Consider the following 15,029-nt stretch of genomic DNA (forward strand, 5'->3'; position numbering starts at 1 on the left):
GCCCAGGCCCGGCGCAAGAGGGCTCCTGGCTACGCGGCCGGGGCGAGTTCGGCGCGCCCGAACAGCAGCGCGTGCCCGGCGGGGAGTTGACGGAGGATACGGGTGATCAGGTCGGGGCCCGCGTAGGCGGCGACGGCCGCGAAAACGGACCCGGTGTCCCAGCGGGTGGGGGCCAGGGCGGCGCCGGAACGGGTGGCCAGGTCCTTGACGAACGCCCAGCCGGTCAGCGGCCGAGGGCTGGGGATCTGCGCGGTGAGGACCCGTGCGGCCTCCGTGGGCAGGCAGGCGGCGAGCTCGACGCGCTCGTCGCCGGTGAGCTGCCGCCCCAGCCCCGCGAGGACCAGGCGGACGGCTTCCTCGGCACGCTCGCGGGTGGGGTAGGCGCCCTCGTAGCGGACTTTCTCCAGCATCTGTTCGTACGCCGTCCCGTGCTGCTGGACTCCGAGCGGTGCGCGTACGTCGATGGTCACTGCGGTCCTTGCCTTTCTCAAGCCGGAGTGGAGTGGTGTGTCAGGGAAGTCGGGGGTGGCCGGAGAGGAGTGCGTAGCCGGTGGGGAGCTGAAGCAGGACCTGCTCCAGCAGGTCGTCGCCGACGACGCGGAGGGCGGTGGGGCCCCGTTCGGGCAGCCGCCCTCCGCACGTGCCGGGCCGGCCTCAGCCGGAGATCTCCTGGCGTCCGGAGCCGGCACCGACTGCGATCTTGCGCGGCTTGGCGCGCTCGGCGATCGGGATGCGCAGGGTGAGAACGCCCGCGTCGTAGTGAGCCTGGATGTGCTCGGTGTCGAGGGTGTCGGCGAGCACGATCTGCCGGGAGAAGACACCCAGCGGCCGCTCCGACAGCTCGACCTGCACATCGTCGGACTTCGCCACCGGTCGGCGCTCGGCCTTGACGGTGAGCATGTTCCGTTCGACATCGATGTCGATGGCGTCCGGGGCGACGCCGGGCAGGTCGAAGGCCACCACGTACTCGTCGCCCTCGCGATAGGCGTCCATCGGCATCGCCGAGGGCCTCGACCAGGTGCCCGGGCTCATCATCTGCTGGGCCAGCCGGTCCAGTTCACGGAAGGGGTCAGTGCGCATCAACATGGGATAACACCTCCAGCGGGTTCAGGCAGTTGCTGCCAATGCGCCTCACTGACACCGTTGTAACATGTCATCCAATGGATGACAAACGAAATGTCATCCACAAGATGACACACGAAGGAGGGGCCCATGGGAGCGGCCGATCAGCCGTCCTCACCCAGCACCGGCGTGACCGGTCCGGTGTCGTTCCTCGCCGCCGCGGCGGCCCTGCAGGCCATCGACGACGCCCTGCGCGCGGCGCGGCACGGCACCGCCGACGCTCCGGCTCCCGGTCCGGAACAGGCGCTGGCCTCGTTGTCGCTGCTGCGGCAGGTGCGCGAGCAGCTGGCCGGATGGGAGACCGGCCTGATCGAGACGGCCCGTGACGCCGGAGCGAGTTGGGCGGACCTCGCTCCTCCGCTGGGTGTCGCCAGTCGGCAGGCCGCCGAGCGCCGCTATCTGCGGGGCCGCCCCGGCCCCGCGGGCACGACCGGCGAGCAGCGCGTCCAGGCCACCCGCCAGGCCCGGGCGGCCGACCGCGACACCGCTGCCTGGGCCCGCCGCAACGCGGCCGACCTGCGCCGTCTCGCCGGACAGATCATCGCGCTCACCGACCTTCCCCCGGCCGCCCGCCGGCCCGTCGGCGAGCTCCGGGCCGCCCTGGGCCACGACGACCCCGCGGACCTGATCGCCCCGCTGGCCGCCACTCGGCATCACCTGACCGGCACGCACCGCGATCTCGCGGCCCGCACCGACGACCTCACGCCCCCCTGACGACCACGGCTGCGCCCGCCCACGGGGTCCCGCGGGGCGCGGCCCGGCTACTCCTCGGGCTCCCAGGCGATCAGCCGCTCGAACACCTGCGGGTCGCCCTCGGTCCTCAGGTCGCCCCACGTGCGGCGGCCCCAGACGAAGAGGAGCAGTTCCTCTGCCGTGCCGGTGGCCGAGGCGGAGGCCGGCGCGGCGTCGTCCGTGAGGGGTTCGGGCCAGGCGCCGGTCCCGTCCAGGGCGAGGAGCCAGGAACGGCCCTCGGTGGCGTGGTAGTGGATGGTGGCGGGCTCGTGCGGCCAGGCCGCCGGGGTGGAGTTGCAGGTGTCGAGGAACTCGGCCACGCCGTCGAGCGCGACGTCCGCCGGCATCGGCTCCACGGCGCCCGCGGCGAGTTGGGCGTCGTACGTGTGCACCAGCAACTCGTGGACCCGGCGCCGGGCGACGCCCCAGGCGTTCGCCGGAGACACCCCGGCGCTCCACCACGTCCAGCACGAGCGCCCGGGCCCGGCCTCGCGCAGCGCGCTCAGCAGCAGCTCGTTCGACTCGGCGTACCAGGCGAGCAGTGCCTCCGGATCGTCCGGCGCCACCGCGGGGTCCTTGGCCGGCGGCGCCTCGGCGGGGCCGGCGGCCACGATCGCGGCCCACCAGCGCTGGCCCGTACCCAGGTGCCGCACCAGATCGGACAGCGTCCAACCGGGACAGGACGGCACCGGCGCGTCGAGCCCGGGTGCCGCGGCGACCGCGCTCCGGAACGCGGCAGAACGCTCGTCGATCAGTCGCAGCAGGGCGGAATGGTCAAGACTCTCTGTCACCTCGCTTGCCTATCACTCCGGTTCGGACGGCCGCACCCGCTTTTCCGGGCCGTCGGTTCCGATCAGCGGCGGGCGGCCCCGGCGGCGGGCTGTTCGCGGAGTGCGTCGACGGCGATGCGGGCGGCGGTGCCGATCACCGCGTCGGCGGCGGGCACGATCGCCGCGGTGCTGAGGGTGCGGGTGAACACGGCGACGGCGTACTGGCCCCCGTCGGGGTACTCGACGACGCCGACCTCGCCGCGCAGGGTGGGGAGGGAGCCGGTCTTCCCGGCCACGTGCACGTCGTCGAAGGGGAAGCCGGAGGCGAGGCGGTGCGGCCACACCTGCAACGCCATGAGCCGCCTCATCGCGGCCCCGTTCTCCGGGGTGCAGGCCGTGTCGCGCCAGATCGCGGCGAGGAGCCGGGTGAGTTCGCGCGGGGTGCTGCGGTTGGCCCAGGCCGGGTCGAGCGCGCGGAGGCGGGCGATGACGTGCGGGTCGGCGAGGGCCTGGGCACCGCCGGGCCCCGCGTCCTGCTTGACGCTGGCCATCATCTCGCCGAAGGAGTGGGTGGCGATGGTCCGGGAGAGGCCGAGGCGTGCGGCCGTACGGTTCACGGCGTCGAGTCCGACGCGGTCCAGGAGGAGGTCGGCGGCGGCGTTGTCGCTGACGGCCATCATCAGATACGCCAGGTCGCGCAGGGAGAGCCGGGCGCCGTCCAGCATGGCCGCGAGGCCGGTCGGACCCGCGGGGCGTCCGAGCGGCGGGCAGTCCAGCTGCTCGGTGAGGTCGAGGTCGCCGGCTGCGGCCCGCTCGTGGAGGGCCACGAGCAGCGGGAGTTTGTGGATGCTGGCGGTGCACACCGCCTCGTCCCCGTGTACGTCGAGTTCGGCGCCGGAGTCGATGTCGAGGGCGTGCATCCGGCCGGTGACCCCGGCGTCGGTGAAGGCCGCGCGGAGGGCGGTGAGGGTGTCGGTCATAGCCAGTACTCCGCTGCGGGGCGCAGATATGTCGGGCGGGAGGGGGTGTCGGGGCGGGCGTCGGCCGTAGTGCGCAGCGCGTGCGCGGCGGCGTCGGCGAAGGCACGTACCGCGGCGTCGCCGTGGCCTCGCGGCCATGCGGCGGAGTGCCGCCAGGCCAGCGGGGCGCCGACGAGGGGGCGCCAGACGAGGTCGGGGGGCGTGGTGCCGTCCATGGCGTCGCGCGGTATGAGGGCGACAGCCGCCGCGGAGAGCACGAGTCCTCGGACGAAGCTGGTGCCGCTGCCGTGCCGGACGGCGGGCGGTGTGTAGCCTCCGCGCGCGCAGGTGGTCAGCAGGTCGTCGTAGAGCGCGGGCGATCCGGAGCGCGGGAAGAGCACCAGATCGTGTGCTCCGAGCGCCGCGAGGGGTACCTCCGTGTGCCGTGCGGCGGGTGCGTCGCGGGGTAGCAGCACGCCGAGGTCGCGGCGGAGCACCGGTCCGAGTTCCAGGCCGGTCACGTCGCAAGGGTGGTGGACGAGGCCGACGTCGAGCTCTCGGGCCGTGAACCGTTCGAGTTGGTCCGCGGTGGAGAGTTCGTGCAGCTCCAGCTCCACCGTGGCGCAGTTGGCCCGGAACTCGTTCAGCAGGGCGGCGACGGTGGTGCCCGCGATGTCGGGGGGCAGCGCCGCCCTCAGGAGGCCGCTCTCCCCATCCCGGATGCGGAGGGCGGCGGCCCGCAGTGTTCCGGCGCGGGCGAGGACCTCGCGTGCTTCGGGCAGCAGCAGCGTGCCGGCCTTGGTGAGGACGACCTGGCGGCTGGTCCGGTCGAAGAGGCGTACCTCCAGCTCCCGCTCCAGGCGCTGAATGCGCTGGGACAGGGGCGGCTGGGCCATGTTCAGACGGACCGCCGCACGGCCGAAGTGTGACTCTTCTGCAACAGCGACAAAGCATTCCAAGTGCCGGATCAGGTCCACGACCAGCAATCATATCCGTTCTTGATGAATCGTTCATCCATATCCGACTTGGACATGGGGTGGGGGATCTTGTTCTCCTCGCGGCATGACACACACACCTGTCCGGCGAAGAAGCACACGTGCCCCGCTCAAGGCCGTCACCGCTGCGGCCGTGATCCTCACCGCCGTCGCGGGCGGTGCCTACGCCGCCGGGCTCGGCCCCTTCGACCGCGGTTCCGACGCTCTCGACCCGGCCGCTGCCGCGCAGGCCCGCGCCTTCCTCGGCGACTGGTCGGCCGGGCGCTACGACGGCGCGGCCGCACGTACCACTCACCCTGCCAGGGCGCAGGACGTGCTGCGCAGTTTCACCAGCGGCCTCGACATCGAGAAGCCCCGTCTGACCGCGGGTACCGCGGAACGGGCCGACGACGGCACGGTACGGGTTCCGTACACCGCGAAGATGCCCGTCAAGGGGCTGGGCACCTGGACGTACACCTCACGTGTCCCTCTGCGGGAGGCGAACGGGGCCTGGAAGGTCGACTGGGCCCTGGAGCTGGTGCACCCCCACCTGAGCGACAAGGCGAAGTTCCGTCTGGAGCGGGAGGACACCAGTCCGCCGGAGGTCTCTGACCGGAACGGGAAGTCCCTGGTCGGCGACGAGTATCCGTCCTTGCAGCCATTGCTCGCGCGGATGGCGGGTGCCGACGGCAAGCCGCGTGGCGCCATCCGGCTCGTGGACCGGGTCACCGGGCAGACCAGCGGAACGGAGGCCACGTTCGGAACACGACCGGGCAAGGACGGCAAGGCGGGCGGTCGGGCGACGAAGACCACGCTGGACGCCACCTGGCAGGCCGCCGCCGATCAGGCACTCGCCGCCGAGTCCGGTGGCCGGAACGCCTCACTGGTCGCCCTGCGCATCGACAACGGTGAGATTCTCGCCCTGGCCAACTCCCCCACCACCGGCTTCAACCGGGCCGCCTCGGGCACGTACGCACCCGGCTCCACCTGGAAGATCGTCACGAGCAGTGCGCTGCTGCTGAAGAACGCCGTGACCCCGGACACCGTGGTGGACTGCCCCAAGTACCTGACAGTGGGCAAGGAGTTCCACAACGTGGAGACGTCGGAGTTCCACGGCGCTACGTTCCGGAAGGACTTCACGGAGTCGTGCAACACCGCTTTCATCAGCCTGCGCGGCAAGCTCGGCGACGCGGAGACGGGCGAGGTGGCGCGCACGTACTTCGGCGTCGGCCAGGAGTGGCATGTGGGCATCCCCTCGTACGACGGATCGGTTCCCGTGCCGAAGGACGAGACGGAGAAGGCGGCGGCCATGATCGGGCAGGGCCGCATCCAGGCGAACCCGCTGATCATGGCGTCGGTCACCGCCACCGCGGCCTCCGGCCGCTTCCACCAGCCCACAATCCTGCCGGACGCCGAGGACAGGACCTCGACCACCGCGCTCCCGCAGTCCGTGGTCGCCCAGTTGAACTCGATGATGCGGGCCACCGTGACCGAGGGGACCGCACACGTCCTGGCCGACCTGCCCGGCGGCATCGGCGCGAAGACCGGCACGGCGGAGATCTCCGAGGACGAACCCAACAACGGCTGGCTCGTGGCCCGGCGCGGCAATGTCGCCGTGGCCTGTGTGGTCGAGCAGGGTGTCACGGGCGGCGGCTCGGCCGGCCCGATCCTCCACCACCTGCTGTCCGCCGTCCCCGAAGACCCGTCGTAGCGCCTACGAGCCGCTGCGCACCGGTCCCTCCCGCGCATCGCGCCAGAAGGCGCAGTCGTGTGCGTCGTACGCGTCGGTGGGGTGTATCGCCCCCGGGCCCGGAGCCAGCGACAGTACGGGGCCCATGGTGTGCAGGACCGGCCAGCGCGGAGTTCCGGGCGCGTTCGGGTTGCCGGTGCGGGCGAAGGAGGCCCAGTAGTCGATCATGCGGTCGGACAAGGCGCCCTGGGCTTCGCTCAGGGGCCGTTCAGTGGGCACTGAGGAGAAGAGGTAGGCCAGTTCGAAGCCGTGCGCCGCCCCGTAGGGGAGGTCGGGGTGCGCGGGGAGACCGGTCGGGACCGGGGCGTCCGGATCGTTGAACTCGTAGCCGTAGAGCGGCATCCGAGGCGCCTGCGCGGTGATCTCGCGGGCCGCCCGGAGCGTGGTGCATGCGAGGGAGCGGTCGGTCAGCACGGCGGACCAGGCCAGCGCCGGGGTCGGGTAGCGCGCCGCCGGGTAGTGCGAGGCCACGGCGGCGCCGCCCGGGCCGAAGGTGTCGTCGAGCCGGGTGCGGTAGTCCTCCTCGGTGCGGATGGGGTACGCGGCGAGCGACTGGCCGACGAACATCCGCATCTCGTCGTGGTTGGTGCCCAGGAGCAACGGCATACGGTGGAAGCGACCGGCGGCAAGGGCCTCGTCCGGTGCGGTGGGCAGCAGCGGGTTGCCGAAGGCGGGCCGGTTGAAGGACGCCATCAGTTGCGCGGTGGCAAGGCGTTCCGTGCTCTGCTCGCGCAGGCAGGCCAGGGCCGGGGCGTCATCGGCCGTCTCGCAGCCGAGCTGCCGCGCGGCCAGGGCGCCGCTGTCCTGGACGTCGCGTTCGGCGGCGAAGGGCTCGTACGCCGGTGTTCCCGGGCCGAGGGCGCCCCGCGGGAACGACATGTGGCAGGAACCGCTCTGCAGCACCGCTCGCTGGAAGAGTCCGGCCGCGCCCGGGGAGGTGAGGTGCGCGCAGACGCTCAGGGCGCCGGCGGACTCGCCGAACAGGGTGACGGCACCGGGGTCGCCGCCGAACCGCGCCGCGTTCGCCCGTACCCACCGCAACGCGGCCTGCTGGTCGGCGAGGCCGAACGGCGGAGCGGACCTCAGGGCGGGGTGACCGAAGTAACCGAAGACGCCGAGGCGGTAGTTGACCGTGACGACGAGGGCGTCACCGCGAACGGCCATGCGCTCGGCCCCGTAGTCGCCACCGGACCCGCCGAGGAACGCCCCACCGTGCAACCACACCAGTACCGGACGCCGTTGACCGGGGGGCGGCGGCGCCGACGGCACGGTGACATTGAGATAGAGGCAGTCCTCGGAACCGCTCACCCCGTCCGTGCCGGGCATCGGCATCTGCACGCAGCGCGGGGCGGGGGCCGTCGCGTCCCGCACTCCCCGCCAGGCCGGTGCCGGCGCGGGCTCCCGCCAGCGCAGCCGGCCGACGGGCGGCGCGGCATACGGGATGCCGTCGAAGGTGACGTACGAACCGTGGGCGGCGCCCCGGACCGGGCCGTGGTCGGTCCGTACGACGGTTTCCGCAGGAGCCCCGTCGGCACGCGTCGGCTCGGCGGCGGCAGTCGTGACGGACACGGCCGTCACGGCGAACAGGACGGTCACGCGCAGCAGGCGCAGACTGTGCGCGCGCAGGCCGATGCGCCTGCGGGGGCGTGGTGGTGGGATCGAGGACATGCGTGCTCCCTTGTCTCGACGGTCCGGGTTGGCACGGACCGGAGGCGGCCGGTGCTCAGTACGCTAGAAGCTCCCCCGCGCTGGAGGTTCAAGGGTCTGTGACGCACCGCACATGGAGCATCGGTGAACTCGCCGCCGCGACGGGTCTCTCGGTGAAGACCCTGCGCTACTACTCGGACAGCGGCCTGCTGCCGGTCGCGGAGCGCAGCGGCGGGGGCCATCGGCGCTACGGCCCGGAGGCGTGGGAGCGGATCGGGCTGATCAGACGCTTGCGGGCACTGGACACGCCGATCGCGGCCATCACGCGGGTCGCGTGCGGGGAGCAGACCCTCGGCGACCTCGTGGCGGCCGAACTCGCCGCCGTACAGGAGCAGCTGACGCAGTTGCGCTGGCGGGAGGCGACACTCGGCGCCCTCGACGACTGCGCGGACGGCGAGCGGCTGCGGCGCCTGGAGATCCTCGCCCGGGTGCATCGGCTTCCGGAGGCGCGGCGGAGCCTCACCGACCACTGGTACCGGGAGCTGCCCGCCGAGATGCCGAAGCGGCGGCTCGACCTCATGATCGCCATGCTGTCCCCCGAGCCCTCGCACAACCCCTCCCCCGCGGCGGCGCTGGCCTATGCCGAGATACACGTTCTGGTCTCCACGCCCGGCTTCACGCGCTGGACGGGGGATCACGCGGAGGAGATGCGGGACGCACCCGCCTTCTACGGCGAGATCGACGAGGCGGCCGCTCTGACGGCCGCCTCGGTCCGGGAAGGTCTGCGGCCGGGCCCCGGACCGGCGGTCGACGCCTTCGTGTCCGCTCACGCGCGGGCTCGGGGGGAGTCGGACACTCCGGCCTTCCGCCGCTTCCTGCACACACTGGTCTCCAGGTCGTCGGGCTTCGACCCACGTCTGCGTCGCTACTGGGGCCTGCTGGACACCGTCACCGCAGGGCGTTCCCTGAACATGACAGCGGCCCACGCCTGGCTGACCGAGGGGCTGAGCCTCTCGATCGCCGGGACCGTGCCGTGCGCCGAGAGCTCCGCCCACGGGTCCGCGCAGGGGCCTCGACCTGCGCGGAAGGCCCACCCGGGACCAGCGGCTTGACAGCCCGCCGCCGTCGCTCGCGCGCCGGTCGCCCTCACCGGGTCACTTGCGGGCGCCACCCCGGCCCGGGTGGCGCCCGCCGGGTTCAGCCGACGCGCAGCGTCAGGGCCGCCGTGTGCAGCCTGCCGCCGGTCCGGAACTGCAGGAACAGCCGCCAGTTGCCCGCGGTGGGCAGCTCCGCGTGGAAGGACAGGTCCGGCCCGCCGCCGTCGCCGCTGACCTCGGTGGTGGGGTGCAGGTGGGCGAACGCGGCATCGCCCTCATGGAAGGCGGTCAGGTGGGCGTAGGTGTCCAGGTAGGGCTGCAGATCGGTGACCGGCTTGCCGCCCCTGGCGACGGAGACGGTCAGCGGGTGCGCCATGCCGGCCATCACCTTCCCCTTGACGGTCACGGTGTATCCGTCGACCCGAGCGCTGTCGGCCGCTGCGGGCAGCGGCGCCCTGGTGCCCTCGCCCGGCACGGTGACGGTGCGGCTGAGCACGAAGCCCTCGCCCTTGCCGGGCCCGTCCTCGGGCGTGAAGGAGGCGAACATGCGCCACGCCCCCGGGGTCAGGGGGGCAAGGCCGGCGCTCCACGTTCCGTCGGCCGCCATGGTCGGGTGGATGTGCTGGAAGCCGGTCAGGTCCGAGCGGATGGCGTAGAAGTGCATCCGCTCGGTCTGGTCGACGGCGAAGCCGGTGACCGGCTTGCCGTCCGGGCCCGTCACCGTGAACCGGTAGTCGGTCCGCTTGCCTGCGGCGAGGGACTGGTGGGAGGAGGTGAGGCGGTAGCCGTCCCGACTGTCGGACAGGCCCTTGCCGGAGGCCGCGTGGTCCATGCCGGGCATGTCGTCCATCGAGGCTGTCGCACTCGGCGAGGAGGCCGCGGAGGACTTGCTGCCGTGGTCCATGCCGGACATGGACGAGGAGTCGTCAGAGGTACCGCAGGCGGCCACCGTCAGCGCGAGGACAACAGCGGTTCCGGCCGCGGCCAGGGTGCGGCGCCGCGGGGTGGAACGGGAAAGGAGGAACATGGGATCTCGGTGTCTTTCAAGGCGGGCGCACCACACCGGTGGCGCGCGGGAAGGGCAGGACACGGCACCGGCCCCGCTGGGGACCGGCCGTGCCTGTCACGTCCGCGCGATGCACACCCGTGTCAGGAGATCCCGCCCGGCGGCCGGCGGGCCGCGTCGCGACAGCCCTCCGATGCCCACCCGCCACGCCGCCGACGCCCATCCGGCCAACACCGCGGCCACCACGGCGAGAAGGGACGGCGCCGGCAGCGGATTGCGCTGCTGCGCCGGGGTGGACAGGCACAGTTCGCCACGCATTCCCGCACCGACCGCGGTCCGGAAGGCCGGTGCGTCGTGCACGGTCGTCCGCGTCTCCGCCGAGGCCATCGCCGACGAGGTGTGACGGTCCGGCATGGGAGCGGCCGTGGACGGCATCGCACCGTGGCAGCCCTCGACGGCGGTGGCCGGAGCGCCGTGCATCAGGAAGAGGCCGAGCAGCAACGCGCTCACGACAGCCAGCCGGGCGATGCCACGCCTGCCTGCCGCTCCGCCGCTCATGCCGAATCCCCCTTCCCGTCTGCGCACTCCCGATCACCATACCCCGCCGGGGTACCTTACGCGCTCGTACGCGCATTGACGCGACCCGAAGGGAGAAACCTAGGCCGCGAGGCTGCGTACGACATCGAACTCGTTGCCCTCGGGGTCGGCCATGACCACCCAGCTCCGGCCGGGCCCCTGACCCACGTCCACCCGGGTGGCGCCGAGGGCCAGCAGCCTGGCGACCTCGTCAGCGGTACTGGCATCCACAGGGCTCACGTCGAGGTGGAGCCGGTTCTTGGCGGTCTTCGCCTCGGGCACCCGGACGAAGAACAGGGTCGGCGGCATCTGCCCGGCCCGCACGGCCTCGGCGGTCGGCTCCCACGAGGAGATCTCGACCATGTCCTCGCTCCGGTCGAGGACGGTGAAGTCCAGTACTTCGCACCAGAAGGCCGCGAGCCGCTCCGGGTCGAGGCATTCGATGACGAGTTCGGTGAACCTGCTGGTCATGGTTTCTCCGGATGGGTGGTGGTCGGACGGGCGGGCGGCGGCCGAGCGGGACGGCACAGCCGCAGGATCGGGCAACTGTGGCGGTGCGGCGGGCCGTTCAGGCGCGCGGCGGGGCCGGGGCGGCGGCTTCGAGGTCGTCCACCGTGCCGGACATGAGCGTCCGGATGTGGGCCGTGATGTGCTCGGCGGGCCAGTCCCACCAGGCCAGCGCGAGAAGGCGGGCGACGTCCTTCTCCTCGTAACGCGTACGCAGCAGGCGGGCCGGGTTGCCGCCGACGATTCCGTAGTCGGGTACGTTCTTGGTGACTACCGAGCCGCTGCCGATGATCGCGCCGTGTCCGATCCGCACGCCGGGCATCACGGTCGTCCCGTGGCCGAACCAGACGTCGTTGCCCACGACCGTGTCGCCCCGGTTCGGCAGCCCCGCGAGCAGGTCGAAGTGGTCGGCCCAGGAGCCGCCCAGGGTCGGGAACGGGAAGGTGGACGGGCCGTCCATGCGGTGGTTGGCGCCGTTCATCAGGAAGCGGACGCCCGTGCCGAGCGCGCAGAACCTGCCGATGACCAGCTTCTCCGGCCCGTAGTGGTACAGCACGTTGCGGGTCTCGAACGCCGTGGCGTCGTCCGGGTCGTCGTAGTACGAGTACTCCCCCACCTCGATCAGCGGCGAGGTCACCAGGGGCTTGAGTTGCACCACCCTCGGCTGGCCGGGCATCGGGTGGAGCACGGTCGGGTCTGCGGGTACGGGCATGGCAGGCGTCCTCATCGTGTGCGAGTGGCTGATACGCGGTCGATGACCGGCAGGTGCGGGAAGGCGGATCTCCGAAGCCACGCGCTCGCGCCCACGATCATCGCCTCCGCGTCCATGCGCTCATCCCCGAACGGAACGGCACGGGCCGTGCCGATCTGTTCGCTGCAGACTGCCCAGCCCAAGGAGCACTTGTCAAGAACGGCACGTGCCGTGCCGCTAGGGTGAGAACATGACTGCCGCCCGACGCAACGGCCCCGCCCTGACCGAAGCCATCATGCGAACCACTCTGGAACTGGGACAGGAGCTCGGGTACGCGAAGCTCAGCATCGAGGCGATCGCCGCCCGTGCCGGCGTCGGCAAGCACACCATCTACCGCCGGTGGCCTTCCAAGGGCGCCCTTCTGCTCGACTCGCTGCTGTCGCTCAGCGAGTCGACCCTGGACTATCCCCACACGGACGACGTCAAGGCGGACCTGCGCCGGCAGATCCACGAAGCCATCGACCTCCTGGCCGGGCCGAGGTCCCGGCCGCTCTTCCAGGCACTCGTCGGCGAGGCCCAGCACGACCCGGGCGTGGCCGCCGCACTGAACGAACGGTTCATCGGTCCGCAGGCCGACAAGACCGTCGCGCGCCTGGAGGCCGCGCAGAACGAGGGCCGTCTCTCACCCGACTTCGACCTGGACCTGGCGATGGCGCTCCTCTCCGGCCCGTTGTACTTCCGGCTGCTGATCACGCAGGAACCACTCACCCACGCGTACGTCGACCGCGTCCTCGACGCGCTCTTCACGGGAATGGGGAAGCGGCCCTGAGCGGGGGTGTCGTGAACGAGGCCGCCGGCGTTCTCAGAGGGCGGGCAGGTCCACCTGCGGCTTCAACGGCCGCCCTGTCGGTGGTCACCCATACTCTTCCCCCATGGCCACGAACCGCACCAAGGTGCCTCGCCCCTTAGCACGTCAGCTCTTCGTCGAGGCCGGCCACCGATGTGCCATACCGACGTGCCGCGCAACACCGCTGGAGATCGCGCACATCGTTCCCTGGCGCCGGGTCAAGAGGCATGAATTCCGTAACATGATCGTCCTGTGCCCCAACTGCCACACCCGATTCGACCGCGGAGACATCGACCGCCAGGCCATGTTGCAGTACAAGGAACTGCTGCGACTCTCCCACCCCAACCGTGTGGAGCCCGACGACTCCTCTCCGCGAGCAGGTCTCCTGCGGGCGTACCGGCTGTTCCAGAAGAACATGCTCGAATGGCACCGGACCATCGCCGAGTTGGTCCTGGCAGTCACGCTGTCCAGCAACGGCATCCCCATCGGCAATCTGCAGCCGTGCCGCACCGCCGCGTCCCTGGCCCGCGCAGCCACCGACAAGATGAGCGAGCTGGGCGACGAGGGCGTCGCCGAGGCGGCCGGCCGCATTTTCGACTGGACCCGGAGCTGGGCACACGACGTGTTCGACCTGGAGGCTTCCGCCTTCAACTGGACCAAGGACGAATACGACCACTGGGCTCACGAGAAGCTCATGGCCTTCGCCATGCTCCACGAGGAGCTCTGCGCGGCGCTCGATCTGGAGCCCAGGGAGCTGGACTTCTTCGAGACCGAGCGGTCCGGCCAGGACCTCCCCGACGTCCCGCTGGGCACCCGCGGCCTCTGGGACGGGGTGGAGTAGCGCCCCGAGGGAGCCCGGACCTGGTCGCCGGGCTCCCGGCCTGTCGGTGCCCCGGTCCGCGGCCGGCGGGACCGGACGCGACGGCCCGTCCGATCCCGCTGCCGGCCCCGGTGGCCAGTCAGACCCTGCCGATGGCGCCCCTCACACCAGCGCCTCGTGGTTCGCCCACGCCGCCTTGAACGGGTAGCGGGCGCGCCAGGTGTCGAAGACCGCGCCGACCTCCGGCGCGGCGAACAGGGTCCCCAGCGCCTCCAGGCCGTCGACGCCGAGCTGAACGACGGCGGTGGCGATGAATGCCGGGATCTGCTCCTCGCCGGGAACCGGGATGTGACGCTGTGCGGCGAACGTCTGGAGCACGCCGGTGCTCTTCGCGGCCTTCTCAAGGTCCGCGAGGTACTGGTCGAGGTCAGCTTCGGGAATCGGTTCGGTGAACTGGACGAACATGGTGTGCTGCATCATGCCTCCATATGACCAGTGAATACCTGGCAGCGTCCAAGACCTCCTTCGCAGGTATTCGATAACCTGAAGGAATGGATGTGCTGGAGGTCAGAGAGCTGCGCTACTTCGTCGCCGTGGCCGAGGAACTGCACTTCGGCCGCGCCGCCGACAGGCTCGCCGTCGCGCAGCCCGCCCTGTCGAAAACCATCAAGCGCATCGAGTCCCGGCTGCGCGTCACGCTCTTCGACCGCACCAGCCGCAGCGTCGTACTGACACCTGCGGGCATGGTCCTGCTGGAGCACGGCCGGCATGCTCTGAACGCGATGACGGTCGCCGTGCGGAACGCCCAGCGCGCCGCCGACGACGCACCGCTCCGCTTCGTGATCAAACCCGGAGGGGACGCGAACCTGCTCTCGGGGATCCTCGCCGCCTACGCGGAGCAGCCCGGTGCCCGGCGGGTCGACATCCTCTTCAGCGGCGCCACCGACCGCACCGATCATCTGCGTGACGGACGAGCCGACGCGGGGCTGCTCTACGCCCCGTTCGATGACCTCGGCGGACTGGCCGCCGAGACCCTCCACGTCGAGGACCGGGTGGCCGTCCTCCCCGAAGACCACCGGCTCGCCGGGCGCGACAGCATCTCCCTGAGCGACCTCGACGACGAGGTCTTCCCGCGGTGGACGGGCGTCCCCGGCGGCGGGAACGGTCCGGAGGTCGCCGATGCCGGCGAACTCGTCTCTCTGGTGCGGATCGGCCGTGTCGTCGCGGTCCTGCCCCGCTCACTCGTCACGCCGGTGGCACCGGGGATCGTGTGCGTCCCTGTTCCCGACGCGGGGCCGAGCCGGATCGTCATCGCCCGCCGGGACGACGACCAGCGCGAGCACGTCACCGCCCTGATCGCCGCCGCGTCACGGCGGCGCGGCTGAGTCCTCCCGGCGGGCCCGTGCGAGGGAAGGCTTTCAGCAGGACGCGGCCTCGCCCCGCGCAGCTATGGGCCGGGAACACCGCCATCCTGCGTAGTTCGACGGACACCGCCGCTCGACGGCCCCGCGAGCACGGTGAAACTCACGGG

The 15,029-nt window shown here is 71.8% G+C and carries 17 protein-coding genes; 6 read left to right on the top strand and 11 right to left on the bottom strand.

From position 1 onward, the window contains the following. Positions 1–29: 29 nt before the first annotated feature. Together ACZ6C6_RS13385 and ACZ6C6_RS13390 are read right to left on the bottom strand one after the other, a co-directional pair. A complete protein-coding gene (locus ACZ6C6_RS13385; RefSeq protein ID WP_469202173.1) occupies positions 30–470 on the bottom strand; it encodes a DUF2267 domain-containing protein in 441 nt (146 codons plus the stop codon). A 184-nt stretch (positions 471–654) separates the two neighbouring features. After that, entirely contained in the window at positions 655–1,086 is a 432-nt protein-coding gene (locus ACZ6C6_RS13390) for an Hsp20/alpha crystallin family protein (protein WP_469202175.1), read from the bottom strand. A 126-nt stretch (positions 1,087–1,212) separates the two neighbouring features. Here ACZ6C6_RS13390 and ACZ6C6_RS13395 point away from each other — a divergent pair, with 126 nt between their 5' ends. Continuing rightward, positions 1,213–1,836: a type III effector protein gene (locus tag ACZ6C6_RS13395; RefSeq protein WP_469202177.1), complete on the top strand. Its 624-nt coding sequence runs from the start codon at positions 1,213–1,215 to the stop codon at positions 1,834–1,836. A gap of 47 nt (positions 1,837–1,883) precedes the next feature. Here ACZ6C6_RS13395 and ACZ6C6_RS13400 read toward each other — a convergent pair whose 3' ends face one another. From ACZ6C6_RS13400 to ACZ6C6_RS13410, 3 genes are all read right to left on the bottom strand, one after another. Then, positions 1,884–2,645 (bottom strand): maleylpyruvate isomerase family mycothiol-dependent enzyme, encoded by a 762-nt coding sequence (locus ACZ6C6_RS13400; RefSeq protein WP_469202179.1) that lies wholly within the window; start codon positions 2,643–2,645, stop codon positions 1,884–1,886. Positions 2,646–2,707: 62 nt separating this feature from the next. Next, a complete protein-coding gene (locus ACZ6C6_RS13405; protein ID WP_469202181.1) occupies positions 2,708–3,604 on the bottom strand; it encodes a serine hydrolase in 897 nt (298 codons plus the stop codon). Next, positions 3,601–4,560 carry a LysR family transcriptional regulator gene (locus ACZ6C6_RS13410; RefSeq protein ID WP_469202183.1) on the bottom strand — a complete coding sequence of 320 codons (960 nt, stop codon included), beginning with the start codon at positions 4,558–4,560 and terminating at the stop codon, positions 3,601–3,603. The genes ACZ6C6_RS13405 and ACZ6C6_RS13410 overlap by 4 nt, the downstream gene beginning before the upstream one ends. An 85-nt stretch (positions 4,561–4,645) precedes the next feature. Between ACZ6C6_RS13410 and ACZ6C6_RS13415 the strand changes: the two genes are divergently transcribed. Further along, a complete protein-coding gene (locus tag ACZ6C6_RS13415; protein WP_469202185.1) occupies positions 4,646–6,268 on the top strand; it encodes a penicillin-binding transpeptidase domain-containing protein in 1,623 nt (540 codons plus the stop codon). 3 nt (positions 6,269–6,271) lie between these two features. On the opposite strand, the gene ACZ6C6_RS13420 is transcribed toward ACZ6C6_RS13415, so the two are convergent. Further along, positions 6,272–7,975, bottom strand: a complete 1,704-nt coding sequence (locus tag ACZ6C6_RS13420; protein ID WP_469202187.1) for a carboxylesterase/lipase family protein — start codon at positions 7,973–7,975, stop codon at positions 6,272–6,274. A 98-nt stretch (positions 7,976–8,073) separates the two neighbouring features. On the opposite strand from ACZ6C6_RS13420, the gene ACZ6C6_RS13425 reads away from it, so the two are divergent. Further along, entirely contained in the window at positions 8,074–9,066 is a 993-nt protein-coding gene (locus ACZ6C6_RS13425) for a MerR family transcriptional regulator (RefSeq protein WP_469202189.1), read from the top strand. Positions 9,067–9,151: 85 nt separating this feature from the next. On the opposite strand, the gene ACZ6C6_RS13430 is transcribed toward ACZ6C6_RS13425, so the two are convergent. The 4 genes from ACZ6C6_RS13430 to ACZ6C6_RS13445 form a co-directional block, all read right to left on the bottom strand. Continuing rightward, the gene (locus tag ACZ6C6_RS13430) at positions 9,152–10,078 is read right to left on the bottom strand and encodes a hypothetical protein (RefSeq protein WP_469202191.1); all 927 of its coding nucleotides are present in this window, start codon (positions 10,076–10,078) and stop codon (positions 9,152–9,154) included. Positions 10,079–10,174: 96 nt separating this feature from the next. Beyond that, the gene (locus ACZ6C6_RS13435; RefSeq protein WP_469202192.1) at positions 10,175–10,615 is read right to left on the bottom strand and encodes a hypothetical protein; all 441 of its coding nucleotides are present in this window, start codon (positions 10,613–10,615) and stop codon (positions 10,175–10,177) included. Between the two features lie 99 nt (positions 10,616–10,714). Then, the gene (locus tag ACZ6C6_RS13440) at positions 10,715–11,104 is read right to left on the bottom strand and encodes a VOC family protein (protein WP_469202194.1); all 390 of its coding nucleotides are present in this window, start codon (positions 11,102–11,104) and stop codon (positions 10,715–10,717) included. A gap of 97 nt (positions 11,105–11,201) precedes the next feature. After that, positions 11,202–11,852, bottom strand: a complete 651-nt coding sequence (locus ACZ6C6_RS13445; RefSeq protein ID WP_469202196.1) for a CatB-related O-acetyltransferase — start codon at positions 11,850–11,852, stop codon at positions 11,202–11,204. A gap of 229 nt (positions 11,853–12,081) precedes the next feature. On the opposite strand from ACZ6C6_RS13445, the gene ACZ6C6_RS13450 reads away from it, so the two are divergent. Beyond that, positions 12,082–12,660: a TetR/AcrR family transcriptional regulator gene (locus ACZ6C6_RS13450; protein WP_469202198.1), complete on the top strand. Its 579-nt coding sequence runs from the start codon at positions 12,082–12,084 to the stop codon at positions 12,658–12,660. A 103-nt stretch (positions 12,661–12,763) separates the two neighbouring features. Beyond that, the gene (locus ACZ6C6_RS13455) at positions 12,764–13,519 is read left to right on the top strand and encodes an HNH endonuclease (RefSeq protein ID WP_469202200.1); all 756 of its coding nucleotides are present in this window, start codon (positions 12,764–12,766) and stop codon (positions 13,517–13,519) included. A 141-nt stretch (positions 13,520–13,660) separates the two neighbouring features. Here the strand turns inward: ACZ6C6_RS13455 and ACZ6C6_RS13460 are convergent, their stop codons facing one another. Next, positions 13,661–13,978 (bottom strand): hypothetical protein, encoded by a 318-nt coding sequence (locus ACZ6C6_RS13460; protein WP_469202202.1) that lies wholly within the window; start codon positions 13,976–13,978, stop codon positions 13,661–13,663. A 71-nt stretch (positions 13,979–14,049) separates the two neighbouring features. On the opposite strand from ACZ6C6_RS13460, the gene ACZ6C6_RS13465 reads away from it, so the two are divergent. Further along, positions 14,050–14,883, top strand: coding sequence for a LysR family transcriptional regulator (locus ACZ6C6_RS13465; protein WP_469202204.1), 834 nt, complete (start codon positions 14,050–14,052; stop codon positions 14,881–14,883). Positions 14,884–15,029 lie beyond the last annotated feature (146 nt).

The sequence above is a fragment of the Streptomyces sp. NPDC041814 genome, assembly GCF_055590565.1.